15 protein-coding genes and 2 tRNA genes are annotated in these 15,587 nt (G+C 62.1%); 12 read left to right on the top strand and 5 right to left on the bottom strand.

Going from position 1 to position 15,587, the window contains the following annotated elements:
* Positions 1 to 120: 120 nt before the first annotated feature.
* From G7075_RS16625 to G7075_RS16590, 10 genes are all read left to right on the top strand, one after another.
* A tRNA-Ile gene (locus tag G7075_RS16625) sits at positions 121 to 197 on the top strand.
* Positions 198 to 217: 20 nt separating this feature from the next.
* Positions 218 to 352, top strand: coding sequence for a DLW-39 family protein (locus G7075_RS21585; protein WP_240917694.1), 135 nt, complete (start codon positions 218 to 220; stop codon positions 350 to 352).
* Positions 353 to 387: 35 nt separating this feature from the next.
* Positions 388 to 460 (top strand) — tRNA-Ala (locus G7075_RS16620).
* 424 nt (positions 461 to 884) lie between these two features.
* Positions 885 to 1,388: a hypothetical protein gene (locus G7075_RS16615; protein ID WP_166123506.1), complete on the top strand. Its 504-nt coding sequence runs from the start codon at positions 885 to 887 to the stop codon at positions 1,386 to 1,388.
* A gap of 47 nt (positions 1,389 to 1,435) precedes the next feature.
* Positions 1,436 to 2,395: a hypothetical protein gene (locus tag G7075_RS16610; RefSeq protein ID WP_166123505.1), complete on the top strand. Its 960-nt coding sequence runs from the start codon at positions 1,436 to 1,438 to the stop codon at positions 2,393 to 2,395.
* On the top strand, positions 2,392 to 3,267 hold the full coding sequence (locus tag G7075_RS16605; RefSeq protein WP_166123503.1) for a DNA adenine methylase: 876 nt from the start codon (positions 2,392 to 2,394) through the stop codon (positions 3,265 to 3,267). Before G7075_RS16610 ends, G7075_RS16605 begins: the two co-directional genes overlap by 4 nt.
* A gap of 226 nt (positions 3,268 to 3,493) precedes the next feature.
* Positions 3,494 to 4,261: a nucleotidyltransferase domain-containing protein gene (locus G7075_RS16600; RefSeq protein WP_166123501.1), complete on the top strand. Its 768-nt coding sequence runs from the start codon at positions 3,494 to 3,496 to the stop codon at positions 4,259 to 4,261.
* Positions 4,262 to 4,265: 4 nt separating this feature from the next.
* Positions 4,266 to 4,745 carry a hypothetical protein gene (locus G7075_RS16595; protein ID WP_166123499.1) on the top strand — a complete coding sequence of 160 codons (480 nt, stop codon included), beginning with the start codon at positions 4,266 to 4,268 and terminating at the stop codon, positions 4,743 to 4,745.
* A 731-nt stretch (positions 4,746 to 5,476) separates the two neighbouring features.
* Positions 5,477 to 5,977 carry a YaaC family protein gene (locus G7075_RS23095; protein WP_371814102.1) on the top strand — a complete coding sequence of 167 codons (501 nt, stop codon included), beginning with the start codon at positions 5,477 to 5,479 and terminating at the stop codon, positions 5,975 to 5,977.
* A complete protein-coding gene (locus tag G7075_RS16590) occupies positions 5,974 to 6,756 on the top strand; it encodes a YaaC family protein (RefSeq protein WP_371814101.1) in 783 nt (260 codons plus the stop codon). Before G7075_RS23095 ends, G7075_RS16590 begins: the two co-directional genes overlap by 4 nt.
* A gap of 348 nt (positions 6,757 to 7,104) precedes the next feature.
* On the opposite strand, the gene G7075_RS16585 is transcribed toward G7075_RS16590, so the two are convergent.
* From G7075_RS16585 to G7075_RS16565, 5 genes are all read right to left on the bottom strand, one after another.
* Positions 7,105 to 7,761, bottom strand: a complete 657-nt coding sequence (locus G7075_RS16585) for a hypothetical protein (protein WP_166123495.1) — start codon at positions 7,759 to 7,761, stop codon at positions 7,105 to 7,107.
* 338 nt (positions 7,762 to 8,099) lie between these two features.
* Positions 8,100 to 8,876 (bottom strand): hypothetical protein, encoded by a 777-nt coding sequence (locus tag G7075_RS16580; RefSeq protein WP_166123493.1) that lies wholly within the window; start codon positions 8,874 to 8,876, stop codon positions 8,100 to 8,102.
* 336 nt (positions 8,877 to 9,212) lie between these two features.
* Positions 9,213 to 10,256 (bottom strand): hypothetical protein, encoded by a 1,044-nt coding sequence (locus G7075_RS16575; RefSeq protein WP_166123491.1) that lies wholly within the window; start codon positions 10,254 to 10,256, stop codon positions 9,213 to 9,215.
* A 541-nt stretch (positions 10,257 to 10,797) separates the two neighbouring features.
* Positions 10,798 to 11,466 (bottom strand): hypothetical protein, encoded by a 669-nt coding sequence (locus G7075_RS16570; RefSeq protein ID WP_166123489.1) that lies wholly within the window; start codon positions 11,464 to 11,466, stop codon positions 10,798 to 10,800.
* A gap of 505 nt (positions 11,467 to 11,971) precedes the next feature.
* The gene (locus tag G7075_RS16565) at positions 11,972 to 14,014 is read right to left on the bottom strand and encodes a DNA/RNA helicase domain-containing protein (RefSeq protein WP_205860546.1); all 2,043 of its coding nucleotides are present in this window, start codon (positions 14,012 to 14,014) and stop codon (positions 11,972 to 11,974) included.
* 290 nt (positions 14,015 to 14,304) lie between these two features.
* On the opposite strand from G7075_RS16565, the gene G7075_RS16555 reads away from it, so the two are divergent.
* Both G7075_RS16555 and G7075_RS16550 read left to right on the top strand, forming a co-directional pair.
* Positions 14,305 to 14,499 (top strand): helix-turn-helix domain-containing protein, encoded by a 195-nt coding sequence (locus G7075_RS16555; protein WP_166123487.1) that lies wholly within the window; start codon positions 14,305 to 14,307, stop codon positions 14,497 to 14,499.
* A 207-nt stretch (positions 14,500 to 14,706) separates the two neighbouring features.
* Positions 14,707 to 15,459 carry a hypothetical protein gene (locus G7075_RS16550; protein ID WP_166123485.1) on the top strand — a complete coding sequence of 251 codons (753 nt, stop codon included), beginning with the start codon at positions 14,707 to 14,709 and terminating at the stop codon, positions 15,457 to 15,459.
* The last annotated feature ends 128 nt before the right edge of the window (positions 15,460 to 15,587 follow it).

Raw genomic sequence — 15,587 nt, 5'->3', positions numbered from 1 at the left:
GTTTTCACCTCGACCGCGCTCGTCGTCCGGCCCGGCGGCCTCGTTTTGGGGCGGCGGCAGGGCATCGGGTAACCTCGTGCACCGCGCCTCCTGCACGGGAGGCGCACGCCGGTCGGCGACGGGCCTATAGCTCAGACGGTTAGAGCGCTTCCCTGATAAGGAAGAGGCCACAGGTTCAAGTCCTGTTAGGCCCACCACCGACCCTCCCCGGCCCCAGGTGGTGTTCCCCGTGAAGAAGCTCCTCGTCCTCCTCGCATCCGCTGCCGGTGCGTTCGCGATCACGAAGCAGATCAGGGACAAGCAGGCCGAGAACCGGCTCTGGGCCGAGGCCACCGACTCCCCCAAGAGCTGAGTCGTCGTTTCCCCGCCGCCTTGCGCGGCCAACCGGGGGCCATGGCGCAATTGGTAGCGCACCTGCTTTGCAAGCAGGGGGTTAGGGGTTCGAGTCCCCTTGGCTCCACCGCAGGTCAGAGGCCCTTTCCGCTCGTCGGGGAGGGTCTCTGGCGCGCAAATACCCCAGACAAGTACTGCAGTGCTGGGGCCTTGTGTGGGCGAGGCCGTGGCTGGCCCTGTCAGCGTTCGTCGCGCTGCCGAGGGCCGATCGAGTCCCTTCGCCCACTTCGCACGCTCTACAGAGCCAAGGGGACCTACCGACGCCGCCGTTCGCTACTTCCACCTGACCGTTTGCCTCGGGCGGAGCTTTCGGCTCGTGGCTAGGATCACGACAGCCCTGTCAGCGCTCCATAGCGCTAGGAGTCGCGCAGCCACCTAGGTACGATCCCGCCCGCGCGTTGGTAGGAGGTCGTCGGGATTTCGGCAGGTACGGTGCAATTGCCACATCTTGCATCCAGTGCCTTGACGACGTGACATTGAGGTTGTGCTAAATGCCTGACCAGCGGGCCAAGCAGTCCATGAAGCCCCCCTTTCCTGTCGAGACGGTTGGGGTGGAAGAGCTTGATCTTGACCTGCGCAACTCTCGCTTCCCCCGCGACGCACAATCTCAGGACGACGCCCTTCATCTCATGATGACAACGGCTGGCGAGGAGTGCATGCAACTGCTGCGGGACATCACGAGGACAGGTGAACTGAACAGCACCGACCTGTCGATCGTGGTAGATAAGGCGGGACGCTACGTTGCTCTAGAGGGCAACCGTCGGCTCACATGCCTGCGGATCTGGCACGATCCGACAATCCTGGCAGCCGACGAGGACGTCGAAAGCGCCTACCTGCGCAGGGCTCAACGACTCATCGCCGACAGCGCGTACACAGCACCTAGCGAGGTACGGGTCGCCATCGCGCCCAGCGAAGCTGAGGCCGACCCTTGGGTCGAACGCAAGCACGCCGGGGGCGCAGGTGGTGCGGGAACCGTCGAGTGGGGGCGGCGATGAAAGATCGCCGTAAGGCGCGGAACAACCCCGCAGCAGCCTCCCGAGCCATGGCCTTCATCGAACTGGTCTCGACCGAACTAGAGGATGAGCACGACATCCAAGCCGACTTGGAAACAGTTCGCAGCAAGCGCTACACGATGATCCAGCGGTTTGTTGACCGCGGAGTTGTCCGAGAGCGCCTGGGCCTGCGATTCGACACGGGACGAATGACCTTCGCGCATGGTGCCGAGGCGACGGAGGCTATCGTGCGTGCCGTGCTACACGACTTCGCCCAGCCCAAGGCCGAGAGCGGAAAGACGTGGGCACGTGAACTCGACACAGTCGCAGACTTCGCAGCTTACCTCGACAGTTACGTCGACTTGCTGCCCTGGGAGGGGCACCGCGGCGAAGCACTCGGTGCAACGGGCTCCCGCGGACCCATCGACGGCCCAGCCCCACGCCCGGCCCCCGGCGTGGGCAACCGCGCCGAGACAGGCGATGGAAGTAGCGGGGGCGACGGCAGAGCGGCTGGTGACCCCGCTGGTGGCGAAGGCGGCGACTCGCGCCCGCCGCGTCCTACCTCACCCCCGGCCCACATTTTCCGCGGCCTTGTCCTGGATAACTTCACAAACCGGATTCAAGAGATCGTCCGCCAGACTTCGTTGCTCCACGTCCAGCGGCAAACTGAGGTCGCCTCCGTTCTCCTCCGAGTGATCTTGGACCTTGCCTCTTATCAGTTCCTTAAATCGCACGGGATGACGATCGAGCGACACCTCGACAAGAACCTCCGCTCAGCCATCAAGAAGATCGAGCCGCGGGCCTCGGACGCTCTCGGGCAAGCGGAGTCAACCACGCAGCTGCAGAAGGCCTTCCACGAAACAACCGCCGACAGCATCCGTTTGGTTCAGTACGCCGTACACGACGTACATAGCGGAAGAACCCCGAACGAGGTTCTGACCTTGGCGGCCAGATACCAGCCGGTCCTTGTGGCCATGAACCAGCACATGGGAAGCAATCCAGTCGTATGAGGTACCTGTCCCCACTCCGCTATCCAGGCGGAAAGGCGCGCCTTGCGCCATATCTGCAGCGTCTCATCGAGAGTCAACGGCCCCGACCCCGCCAGTACGCCGAACCGTTCGCGGGCGGAGCCGGGGCGGCCCTTCATTTGCTCAGGGCCGAGGTGGTCGAGAGCATCCATCTCAACGATCTGAACCCTGGAATTGCCGCGTTCTGGCGTGCCTCACTCGACTACCCGGACCAGTTCTGCCACATGGTGCGCACCGTTCCGCTCACTATCGACGAATGGTTCGCACAGCGCGACATCTACTCCCGGCCGGCCGACCGAGACGATCTCGAACTTGGCTTTGCAACCTTCTACCTCAACCGAACAAACCGATCTGGCATCCTCGACGCGCGGCCCATCGGCGGGTTCGATCAGAGCGGTCGTTGGAAGATCGACGCGCGCTTCAACCGTGAGGCGCTGTGCAAGCGAATTCAAACGATTGCAGACCTGCGTCACCGTGTCTACGTGACCGAACTGGAAGGACTGGACTTTCTGGTTAGCCTGCAAAGCGTTGCTGATGACGTCTTCGTGTACGCGGATCCGCCCTACTTGGTACAAGGGGAGGGCCTGTACCTGCACGCGTTCGATGCCGATGACCACGTCGACCTAGCCCACCTCCTCGCCGACGCTGCTTTCCCATGGATGCTCACTTACGACGACGACCCCCGGATCACTCAGCGCCTCTATGCCGGTGGGCGTTGCGCTACCTTCGACATCGCGCACACAGCTCACCGTCAACACTTGGGCAAGGAGGCAGTCATCTACTCGGCCGGCCTGACGGTCCCGGACCTGCTGATAACGCGAGGGCGCGTCGCTCGATGGGTCGACGCGTCTTAAAGCCCGAGGCTGCTGTCAACGCGGCAGCCCCTCGAGGACCGCCGTGCCGGCACAGCGCTACCCTCACTCAGCCCCCACGAGCCGCCGGGGTGTCATGTCCCCCAGCACGGCGCCGCACCAATCACCGGCCTGTCTGTCACGTCGGCTAGCATCCACACCATGCGGACCTGCGGGGTGACGGGGACGAACCGGGCACCTATCCAGCGCGGGGCTAATGGGGCCTGCAGTGGACATTAAGCCATGGGAATCGGGTGCGCCCGTTAGCTCGGAGCAACGGAGGTTCCTCGAGAAGGCCACCGAAGGGCTCGCCGCCAAGGCGGATGCCCTGGCACTGATCGTGTTTGGCTCCGTGGCACGAGGCGATGAGTCCGCCAGTAGCGATATAGATCTCATCGTGTTGGTAGATGATTTTGTGGATCGGGCCAGGATCAAGCAGATCCTCAGTGACACTGCGGCAGGCACTCCATTCGAGAACAGAATCACTCCCATATTCTTCACACCTGAGCAGCTCGTTCAGGAGCTCACCCAGCGCCCATCCTTCGCCGGACATCTCGAGGACGAAGGATTGTTGCTCTATGAGGCGCCGCGGGCCAAGCCTCTCGTTCAGGCGCTCAGTACACTCCCTCTAATCACGCCCTCGTCCCTGCAGGAAGAACTCCGCGATCGCACCGAGCTCCTAGACCAGTATCAACACCTTGATCGTTTGAACAATCGGTTCACGCCAGCACTCGCGCAAATGTACGCATTGGGTCGCTCAGTGGTCATTGTAAAGTTGATGCAGCAAGGGGTCCGGCAGTACAACTGGGGCGCGGTCTTTGACACCCTTAGTGCACACAAACCAGCGCTCGGGGATGATCTTGATCGCATCAAGGGACTTAGGGCGTACTACGACTACGTTCACGATCGGAGTTCCAGCCCTGAGGCCTTGCCGCCCGTCGATGAAGAGGACGTACGGGCTGTGATTGCTTCACTGCAGAAGATTGCCCAGAGCTGACGGCATGCCAAGTTTTATTGCGGCAGCCCTCTTTGATTATGTCACCGACTTTGCGGCTGAAGTCTCCAGCGACAGTTCTTTGGTGTATCGAGTGAGGGGCGACACTCAGACCGTCACGTTCGTCGAGAACTTTCTCGCACAATTCTCCGGCAACTATCTCGGTCATGAGATTTCTGGATTCTCGTACCGTTCTCGTGATGAGTTGATACAAGGCCGACGAAAACTCGAGCGAGAAGCTAGTAAAGAGGGCGCGCCACAAACAACTGCGGCACAAGCGCTTCTCTACGAGTTAGAACAGCTGTGCACGCTTGTTCGGGATCTAAGCTACGGGAACGCGGACGACGACGCGGAGAGTTTCCACAACGAATACGTCCCCGACCTCTTGGCAGCCGCGGTCGAATGGCTAGAGGAATGCCAGGATGTAGGGGCACTTGAAGCCGCCCGCAGCGCATTGGACGAGTATCGTGAAGCGTTGGGTATCTGAGAATGTCCGAACAGTCCAGAGTAGACCCCGTTACGGAGGTCCTCCGTCTTGTAGAGCTTGACCACCGGGCTACCACAGACTTCATGGCGCGTATGATCAATTTAGATATCGCGACCAGAGGGGTAGTAGTCACCGCAGCAGTGGGGTTTGCCGGACTAGCGGCTTCCAGTAAAGCGTGGGTACTTGCGATTGCCGCTGTCCCCCTCGTGATGGTCGGTTTGATTCTTGAGATCCGAAGTGGTTTTCTGATTGATCGTGCACACCGGCGATCGGTGGCACTTGAGAGGATAATTCAAAGCCACGTCAGTGTCCAAGTCGAATCGGGGAAGCGCCAGGAAGCTAGGGCCGAGCTGAGTCGCCAGAAGCTATTGGACGGCTACGTCTTTGGTATGTCGCGTGTTCTAGAGCCTGTCAACTGGAAATCAGCCATAGGTCGGGCGAGGAAACAGGTGTACCCATGGCTATATGGCGTCCTCACAGTGATGCTTCTCGGAGTTGCCGTCGCGGTGGCCCCTGAGGGCAAGCCAAAGGATGAAACAGTTTGTGTTGTCGGGCAAGGCGGCGGTCAGGTTCTGGTCTCGGGCCAAGATCTGAGCACCTCCGGGCCCGTCGGCCCCTCTGCCTGCGTGCCAGAGGTGCGACAACGCGGTCCCGGTAAGTGACTGCGCAGGTTTCAGGCGAAGGCAACCATCCCCTCCTAAGCGATCATCAGCAGTCCGGGACAGACAGGCATGCGTCTCATCGCCGCGCGGAACCGACTGCTCGAGCAATGGGCGCACGCCCCGCACTTGACGACCCGGCAGGAAAGCCACAGACGACCCGGCGCACTGTCATGGTTCAGGGAAGTTGAGGTCGAGGGAGGCCGAAGGCCAAGTCGACGATCTAGGGCGGCACCTGGTACTCGGATCCAACGAACGGCGTTCGCGCGGAGGAGCGGGGGTAGGGAGCCGCAGCGTATTGGTCCACTACCCACTAGCGTTGAAGTCGTGGATGCGACACGGCACTGGCAGAGGCTCCGCTGGTTACGATCTAACCCGCCCGCTTTCGCGGCGCGCAACAGGGAACGGCGCCAGACGTTCTCGGCAGCATTAGAGCAGGCGGAACAGCTTGCACGCTCCGCCGCCAATCTTGGCCCTGAGACTCGGCCAATCAACCTGTTCTACGCACTATCGCAAGGTACCCGTGCGATCGCCGCAGCGCGCGAGAGTTCAGAGATAAGCGGTTCTGGTTGAGCAACCACGGCATTACTCACCATGGGAGTCTTGATCGATCCATCGCCAACGTTGAAGTCGTGGAGACCGACAAGGTGGGGGGTTCCTTCACCTCGCTGTCCAGGCTGCTTGGGTCACCTGCGCTTCCGAACCCCGTCAAACTAGGCAACATCTTGGCCGCGTTGCCCCTTCACCTACCTGGGTCGTCTTGGTCCGATTCCCCCCGCGCGATTAGTGTTGAGCACATTGGACAGTCCGGTTTCGACACTTTGGTACTTTCGCCAAACGTGTTCGTGCAGTCCGGCAACTGGCCGGTCATTGATGGGATTCGCGAAGTGAACCTTGAGGAGTCACGCATTCTGCTCGGGGACTACATCGGCAACCACTATCCGGGACTACGGGGGGCGGAGCCCCGGCCCGATGCACACCCGCAGATATTCATTGGCGACTCAGGCATGCAGTTCGCGCTCAAGTTGGTCAATTCAGACTCCTTGGGCAGCGACACGTTGCGAGAGCAAACGCTGGAGACCCGAACCGCACTGGTCGGGAGCCAACGGTACGCCCTCCCGTCGTTTGGAAATGAGGCGACGCCGTGTCATCCAACCGTCGTGCTCTATGCCACTCTTTGGGCGCTTTCGATGCTTGCTCGGTACGCGCCGGTCCGATGGGCTGCTGCCCTAAATGTCGATTCGAGTCCAGATGCTTCAGCGCTCGAGGAGGTCCTCGAGGACGCCCTTGTTCTGATTCCATGGGCCCTGCTAGACGCTCTCGACCAGCTGCCTGACTGGTCCAGCCTCTGACTCCCCTGCCCGGACGACGACAGCAGGCAGAGGCGGCCCTCCGGTGGACCCGGCTGACGGCGCACCTGCTCAGCGCACGGACAGGGAGCATAAGAGGCAAACCGGTCGCCTTCTCGTCGACGGCTAGCTGGCCGCACTCATGACCTACCCCGGAACTCCGCAGGGGCATCGGTACAACTTCGTCACGCCACCGCGGTTGGGGAGGGATGCACCTGCGCCACTACGCCGCCTATCGGCAAGGGAACCGTGGCGTCAATGCCAGTTGGCTTCCTCTGAGCCTCCGACCATGCCGCATGCACGAGGCACCGCCTAAGCCGTGGTCAGCCGCGGCGGCGTTACCGTTGGTTTCTACCCTCCTGTGCGCGCGTGCGCTCCGAGGGTCACTTCCTTGATCAACCCTCTTACTCTTGTTGTGGCAGTGACGAACTGCTCTTCGAACTCCTTGCTCGTTAGTGGCGCTGCCAGCACCTTCGTGACTTCCACGGACGAGCCGATGCCCATCAGGCTGATGTTCGACGGCCAGACATTCGCGGTCGACTCGACGACTCGGCTCATGCTCGTCCCGTAGACCCGGATCGTGAAAGTAATTCGCCTCTTTACCGCGTCTGCGGCTATCGATGCACGAAGAAAAGAACTGAGGTCTTCGATCTCATCCTCAAGTTGGGGCGACAAGAAGGCGCCAGCCGCTCGGTCCATCATTTGATCAACCAGTTTGAGGTACTCGTCGATAACTGCCGTCAACCGCTCCTTTGGCCCTGAAGGATGGCCGATGCTAGACGAGTCCTGCAGCTGGAAAGTTCGGTAGCCCGCGGCGAGGTGAGCCTGAGCTAGATGAAGCGGAAGGTAGACGGCTTCCAAGTATGCCCGTGCGTTCGATAGGAAGACCTCCTGCAACTTTTGGGCATGCGCGATATTTAGTTCTGCAATGCGCTTGTTGGCTACATACAGCGAGCCAAGAACGGTGAAGATTACGCCCAATAGAACTCCGGCAGCAGTGATGGTCACCGCGACCCAGCTCGTCCCCGTCGAGGAAGCCTCGCCCGCCCCCCTCCACATGTCCATGGTTCATGCTCGCATCGCTGAGCACACTGAGGCTCCAGCGCCACGCTTGTCGTGCGGAGGGGGCACGAGGCAGACCTGTAACACGTGTGTCGTGGCGAATAGCGGGTCAGTCGGGGAGCCGCACTTAAACCTGGTGCCTCTAGCCTCTGGGAGCATGACTGATCCGTCGCTCGCAATCGTGGGGGCGACCACCTGCTGCAGACGACCGGTCACCACTGATGCGTCTCAGCGCCGCGTTCCTCCGCAGTCCTCGATGCGTTCGCGCCGAGGTGATGGCGGAATCAACTCGGATCGTTGACCTTGGCGACCATAGGACCGGCCGCTAGGTAAGACCGTTCGAGACCGCCATCAATGGCGCGCGCGGCTACCCCGTCATCGTCCAACGGCTCAACGATGCGCGGTACACGTCGAGCCTCGGGGGGCCGAGGGTCCCGCACCGCGCCACTCGGAGGTTGATCAACAATTTGTGGAATCGACGGGTGTGCCGTGATCTCAGGCGGAAGATCCATCTGGCTGATAGCCGGGTATGAAGGTCGCAGGTAGTCGGGCAATCGACGTTCCTGCATCGTGTGCCGACGCTTCTCGAGCAGAGCCTCTTCGAGCAGATCTGCCTCCAGGTTCGTCTTGCGCGCGTTGGCTAGCTTCTCTTGCTCTTCAGCCCGGGAGTTTCTGAGCCCTTGCGCGATTATCTGTTGGCGAACCTTAGAAGTCTTCCCGGACTCATACGCCTCGAGCCAAGCCTTGAAGATCCCCGGGAAGTACCGGAGTACCGCAGCGCCAGCACCGATCCGAGGAACCCAAGTCTTGGCGACGTCCCAGACCGCGGGGTCTAAGGCAAAGGTCATTTCGAAAGGAGACCCGTAGCGAAGCGTCCGGACCTCCAGCTGATCCTCAGGGATAAGCCGTGAAGTGCGGCGGGGGCGAAGGTCCAGAGAGGGGGGATTCTCGTATCCAGCCAGCAGCCGCAAGCAGATGACTTCAAAGATCCCATTAAGGTCCCCTACGAGCCCTGTCACCTGTGCGGCCGGCATCCGTGGACGCGCCTCCGGATAGGTCACGACAAGGACCTGATCCGTCCTCGTGACATTGTCCTGCGAGCCTTCATCCATCGGCGTCCCTCCCAGGTCGCGGCAGCACTAAGCCACCCCGTATTGGTCGAAGGCTATCGGCAAGGGCATCGGGGATCTGGAAACTGAGCTCGCGCGGCTGCGCATTACCGCGGATGCCCGGGGCGACCCGTCTGATCGCAAGGCGCCACTACCCTGAACGACACCGAACCCTCAGGTGTTCTGCCGTCAGCGACGACATGGACCCCGCCCCTCGCCCAGGCGAGCTCACCAACCTGCAACACATTTCCGACCCCTCCGATTCTGGCCCTGCGGAGGCGCGGCGACCTAGGGCTTGTGCCAGGGAACGTAGATGGAATCACCCGCTCCCAGGTACTCCAAGGTCTTGCCCAGGTAGCGCTCGTCGTAGTGGAGCCACCAGAGCATCGCCAGGTTGAACATCGTCGTGGCGGCGAAGCCCGTCTCGGCCCATTCTTCAGTGGTCCACTTGTTGGCGTCCTTCTGCTTCGGATGCGCGACCTTGTTGCGCAAGCGGACAACGCAATCGAGGGCATCTGGTGTGGGCAGCGCCTTGTCAGTGATATCTGTCTGAACCTCGGCTAGACGTGTCAGATGCCTGGGTACGGACGTGTCCACGCCCACGGCGGAGAGCAGGCTCCGCAACTGGCCGATGGTTCCGAGGCTCTTGGCACCCCATTGCTGACTGGTGAGGTGGTTCGGATCGCCCGCTGGCAGTTCTTCAACTAGGTGGGCGTAGGAGATCAGTTGCATTGCCGATACGGGAAGCAAAACCTTCATGTTCACCGTGGCATCGTGCTCTGCCGAGTAGTGGTAGCCCAACGCACTCCCAAACACCTGCCACCGCAGGGGGTCGCGACTCGTGGCGTATCCAGCCCTGAAGAGTTCAGTCATTTGAGCGGCCGCGTGGGCCTCATCCAGGAAGGGAACCGCCCCAAGCGGCCGATCAACGGCCCGGTTGCACTTCCATAGAGCCCAGGTGGCCTTGCCGTCCCTATAGCCGACTGGGAGCACCACAGCGGTCACTCTGCCGAGGGCAAAGCCCACAAGCGATTCCACGACCCCGAGGAGCTCAAGTGCGTCGGTTGCATGGAACTGGCTGCCGTCATCGCGCCGGATGCGTCCGACGTGAGTCACCTGCGACATCCCCGACTCGCGCTGGTGCTTGCGCAGGGCTCCGGGTGCAACATCTCCTCGTGGTTCGATGCGCAATTGCCAGTCACCAAGGGTGGTGTCGATCCTTCCTGGGCGCTCGTTTCCGTCGTAGCAGGTGTTTAGGCCATCTAAGCTGTACCAACCGTTCAGTAGGTAGAACGTCAATGAGTCCAGGTCGAAAGGGTCGCCGAGCTCCACAGGTGCCAAGTGATCCGAGACCGTGCTAACCGCTCCTGTGGCCTTGGGTTTCCTGGGGCGCGTGCTGTCTTAGCAGGCTTCGGGACGCGATTTGTTGGAATGGTGAGCTGGTTAAAGTCGACCCACTTTGGAGACTCGCGCTTTCCGATGAGACCCTCTAGACCGTGCGGGAATGTCACCTCGCGGACCCCTCGCGCTACAAGGTTGGGGCGAGGGTTCAGCTCGATGGTAATTATCCCTTGATAACGGACGCCATCCTCCTGGAAGTCACCGCGGTACACGGGAATGCTGGTGGCATCCAAGGCAGGAAGTGGGTAGAAGTGCTCCAGCGACTTGGGGAACAGATGATTAATGACAACTGTCTTGCTTCCCACCTTGAGCGTCTTGCATGTACCGCAGTTGGGGTCGGTAATAGGCATGTCAGACATGATGTCGGAAGCAGAGGGTTCATGTGTGAGTAGCTTGCCCACCATGCATCTCAGCACCGCAACGGGCCCCACTCATGGCCGGGCATGCCTGAGGCGCCCTCTGGCCAGTTCCATCACTGCATGGGCACGGGGACCAGTGGTCCCCTCTTCAGGTCAACCAGCGCACTGAGCGCCGTTGGGACCTCAGAGCCGTAGGCAGCCGCCCACACGGCCGCGTCTGCAAGGCGCACGACGTCTCCCAAATGGTCGAGCATTTCGATCAATCGTGCCGAGGCGAGCGGGACGTCGCCGCCAACGTAGGCCTCACCCACCATCCAGTCCGAGGGGTCGGCTTCTCTCTGAAACTTGTCGCGCTGCTCCTGGGTGCGTAGCTCCCCTCGCTGGTGCGCAAGAAGATGCCGCAGTGCTCGAACGTACTGAACCGTCTCCGGCTGGATGTTGGTGCCCATCGCTGCGTGAGCCTGAACGAGAACACCCCAGCCCGGAGACTCCCAACTCACGGGCCGAAACAGCTTGAGCTTGGACTTTGTGCCGTCGTCATTATTGACCACCAAATGCGCTAGCACTTCGTTAAGGCTCTTTTCCATGTACACATCGAACGCAGATACTGCGTCGCGCAGGTTGTCACTGCGTAGTTTCCAGAAATAGTCGGTTGGCCACAGACCATCGACCTTGTCATGGAACAAGCCGACGTGGCCGTCAACATCGTGGCGGTCGGGATCGAAGGTGGCCGAGAACTCGGCTTCGGCTTCCTCCCAGACCTGCTGGTAGGCCGATTCCACCCAGCGAGCGTTGAAAGCTAGGTACGAGCGAATGTCTCTGTCGGTCGCCTTCCAGAGGTGGAATGCGCGCGTAACCTCGCCCGCCGCTTCATCCCATAACACGAAGTCCAATCTAGGCCTGCCGACGCCGAAGTACCGAAGCGCTTGTCGCGGGTCGCTCGCCAAGAGCAGTCCATCGCGCGTGTCGAGCCGGTGGGTCTTGGCTTCGACTCGCCGAGGTGCGCCATCGCTCTCACGTAGGTTGGACTGACGCGGTGAGACCCGAACAAGCCACCGCAATCCTCGCTGGCGCTACTCGCGCAGTTGCGAACCTGTACGGCGAGGGTGCGCCACCGACTAGGACGGGGCGAAGTCCTATCTCGCCACCGCACGCGGATTCAGCCCCACGGCGGCCGGTAACCTGCGCCTCGTCGACGGCACGACCCGCCTCCAGGCAACCTGATTCGCGCGTCCATTCGCCGCGCAGGGGCTGGCCGACGCGTACTGCATCCGCCAACAGGTGGTCTCAGGCGCTACTCGACCAATGCGCGCCGAAGAACGACCGCAAGTAGTGGCGCAGGTCCGGGTCGCAGACGTAGAGGTACGTGCCGAGGATGCCGCGGGTGAGCAACACTGTGTAGATGTTCCGGATGTACTCGAGCAGTTGCTCGTCGCTGTAGGTCACCCCGAGCTGCTTGTTGTTGGCCTTACCGTTGCGATCGCGGTAGTGGGAGCGGTCGAACCGGATCCGCCCCTCGTCGGGGTCATAGCGCAGGTCTCGGCCGATGACGACGCCGGCGTAGTTGAGGTCGTAGCCCTGGATCGTGTGTATCGAGCCCATCTCGTCTCGGGAGGTCTTCGAGTTGACCCAGTCGACGGGGCGGGTGTTCCACCGGACCTGCTCTCCGTCGATTGTCATGTCGTAGGCGTTGCGGTCGTTCTTGCTGACCCACTCCCAGGCGTAGCCAGCCACCAGGCGTGCGAGGCCGACCTCCTCGTCGCGCAACAGGATGTCTCGCCGCATGGCGACAAAGTCGTCGTAGAAGCGCAGGTCGTACTCTCCGAAGTCTCTGGGCTGCATGGGTACGCCCGCCAGGACGCCTCGAACGTAGCCGACGTAATCGGTTCCGGCCCGCACCCGATGCTGGGCAGTCAATCGGTAGCGGCGCTTGGAGCGGTAGGCACCTTCGACCAGCTCGTCTACGACTTGGGGTGGGATGTCTGCCGGCCGGACGCTCTGGTCTCGGTCCAGGAGAAACACCTGGTTGGTGCTCTTGGCGAGGATCCAGTCCAGCTGGGTCTTGGTCTTGTCGTCTGCCCCGAACAGGGCGGTCGTGATCTCGGCGTACTCACGGTTGCGTGGCCCCGAGCCTTGAGTGGCGCGCTGGGTCAAGCGATGAGCCTCGTCCACCACAAGCAGGTCGAAGCGGCCGAGGTCCTTGCCGACCTCGAACGGCGATACGACCATCCCCCTGTCGAGCCCTGGCGTCTTGTCGAACACGTTCTGGATCGAGCGGCGCAGTGATTGCTGGGGAACGACGAGGCCAACACGGAACCCCACCAGCTGGCGTGAGGACTCTTCGTTGAAGAAGTCTTCGAACACCGACAACTCGGCCCGCGGCTGGGCCGCGTCGTAGTCACGGATGTCGCACAACAACTTGATCAGGAAGATCGCGACGATGGTCTTGCCGGTTCCCGGCGACCCTTGGATGACGATCGTGCTGGCGTCATCCCGGTCAATGTCCTCGAACAGACCCTCCAAGATATCGACCACCACTGCGAGTTGGTCCTCCGAAAGAGCCTTGAACGGGGAGAGTTTGAACAGGTCGCTGTTCTCGATCTCGGAGATGCTCCGCGTGAAGAGCCCACGCTCCCGAAGCGCGTCGAAGACCTCGCGAAAGGTCTTGCGATAGGCCTCCCGCCGGTAGTAGTCGGAGTCGGTGATGCCCTCGTTACCGTTGATGACCGTGTACCGGCCGTCCCCAGCGAACAGGCGGATGAGGAAGGACTCGAGGTCGAGGCAGACCGACTTGTTGAACGTCTCGTCCACTACGACGCGCGCCCGGCCGAGCGCAGCCTTGTTCGGGCTCTCCAGGTGCTGACGGAACCGCATCGCGACGTTGAGGGACTCGCCCACGTAGATCTGCCCGGACCCATCGAGGGTGTAGACCACGGGCCAGTTCCTTAAGCGGGGGTCGGTACCGGACCAGAGCCGCACTGGGTCGCGGGCGAGGTCGACCTCGTGGATCTCAAAGCCGGTCATACTTCGTGGACTTCCCCGGGCCTGGTCGGCTGGGTACTTCGCCCGGGTCCTTTGCAGCTTGTCCACCACGATCTTGTCTGCGTCGACCTCGAGGCGGTCGGCCAGGAGGTAGCAGTAGGTCAGGACGTCCGCGAGCTCCTCGACGAGCCGAGCGGGGTCGGCGTCGCTGTTCCATTGGAAGCACTCGAGGAGCTCACCGGCCTCGATCGAGATGCTCTTGGCGAGGTTCTCCGGCGAGTGGAATTGGCCCCAATCGCGCTCGCTCACGAAGTCTCGAATCTCGGCCAACACCTTCAGATCGGGCATAGCCATGACCCTAACGTCGGGGACTCGATGGTTCTGGCCGTTGTGGCCGCTGGAGACTGAACGACGACGGCGCCATGAGTCTGATGAAGGACTCCTTCACTCGGCCGTCCGGATCCTCCAGTTCAGGCCCCGATGGGGGCGATGCACTGGCCCCGCGCGGATCGCGCGAGAAGCCCGAAGGGTGTTGTTTGGTCGTCTGGACCTGCAGGCAGTCTCCAGATCGGCCTGTGTCCCTCCGCGGGGTCAGTCCTTAGGCCTGGCCGCGCATCTGTGGCTCTATCCTGAGGAGCATGGCCAAGCGCCAGTACGAGTCGTTGGCTCAGGCCGCCGAACGCACTGGCATCAGCGTGAAGACCCTGCGCCGGCGGATCATCGACGGCGAGCTGGTCGCCTACAGGTCGGGTCGCCTGATTCGGGTGGAGCCCAAGGCGGTGGATGCCCTGTTCCGGCAAGTTCCCACGAAGGACAAACCCCGCTATCTGTAGCCGGCCGACGAAGTCACAGCCGAGCCGGGTCAGCACGGGGCCGCTCGTTTCCGCGATGCGGGCCAGGGGGTCGCGTGTGGCTGAACGCTTTGCCCTCCTCGCCCACGCCGGCGGATGACCACATCGCTGTGTCACAAAGCCGCCTCAAGCCGTGCCACCTATCCGTTCCGCGGCGGGTTGGCCGAGCGCTCCGTAAGGTGTTCTGGCATGCAGGAGCTGTCCGACGTCCAGTTCGTAGCATGGTTCGCTGGCGCGGTCGATGGTGGATGGGAACCATTGGAGGGTGGCCAATGGGAGGCCGACGATGCTTGGGCATCGCTGGTGCCGGGGGCCCCACCCATGTCCGGCCTGGTCGCCGACTTGGCGAGTACCGCGTCCGCCATGCAGGAAGCAGTCCTTGCGCTGGCCTTCGTTCCCGAGGACGAACAACCGTCGAATGTCATTGCCTCGCACATGGTGATGGTGCGTTCAGCGATTGAGTGCCTAGCGACGGGCTTGTGGCTCTGCCTACCCAAGGACTCGGAGGAGCGGGCCAAGCGTTACCTAGCACTCGGCTATCAGGACGTGAGCGACCTCCTTGGGACAAGCGGAGGCCCGCGGTCGCCCCTACCTAAGGAAGGAATTCGGCTGCTAACTGAGATGGGGGTGGACGTTGAGTCGCGGATCTCCGCAACCCAGATAATCAGGGCCGCCGACATCGAACTTGGTACCGACACGCTGATGATGTGGCGGTTGTACTCGGGAGTCGCACACGGCCGTCCCTGGGCACGGAATGTCACCCGAACATCGTTCCCAGCACCGGAGTCGGAAGGCGCGAGGATTTCGCAGGCGCTGCGTGTGCTCGCGCCGGGGATAGAGCTGGCACGGTCCCTCCTCGAGGTAGCCGACCTTCGTCGTCGCTTCCCGCACCCCACCGCACTGGAGTCGGAGAGGTTGGAGCGGCTCCGGAGCGCTAGGTAGGTCTCACGCTCCCCGGCTCAAGCCGGGAGGCCTAGTGGCGTCGCAGGGCGCCCGTGAGCACTCTGGTTGCGGAATCTGCCTCTACTCGCCGCCGGCGGGCCACCTTCGCTTATGGCGACAGCCACCGC

It is taken from the genome of Phycicoccus sp. HDW14, from assembly GCF_011383005.1.
Classification (GTDB): domain Bacteria; phylum Actinomycetota; class Actinomycetes; order Actinomycetales; family Dermatophilaceae; genus Phycicoccus.
Note: the sequence above shows the minus strand (reverse complement) of the source record. Positions and strands in the feature narration are given on the sequence as shown.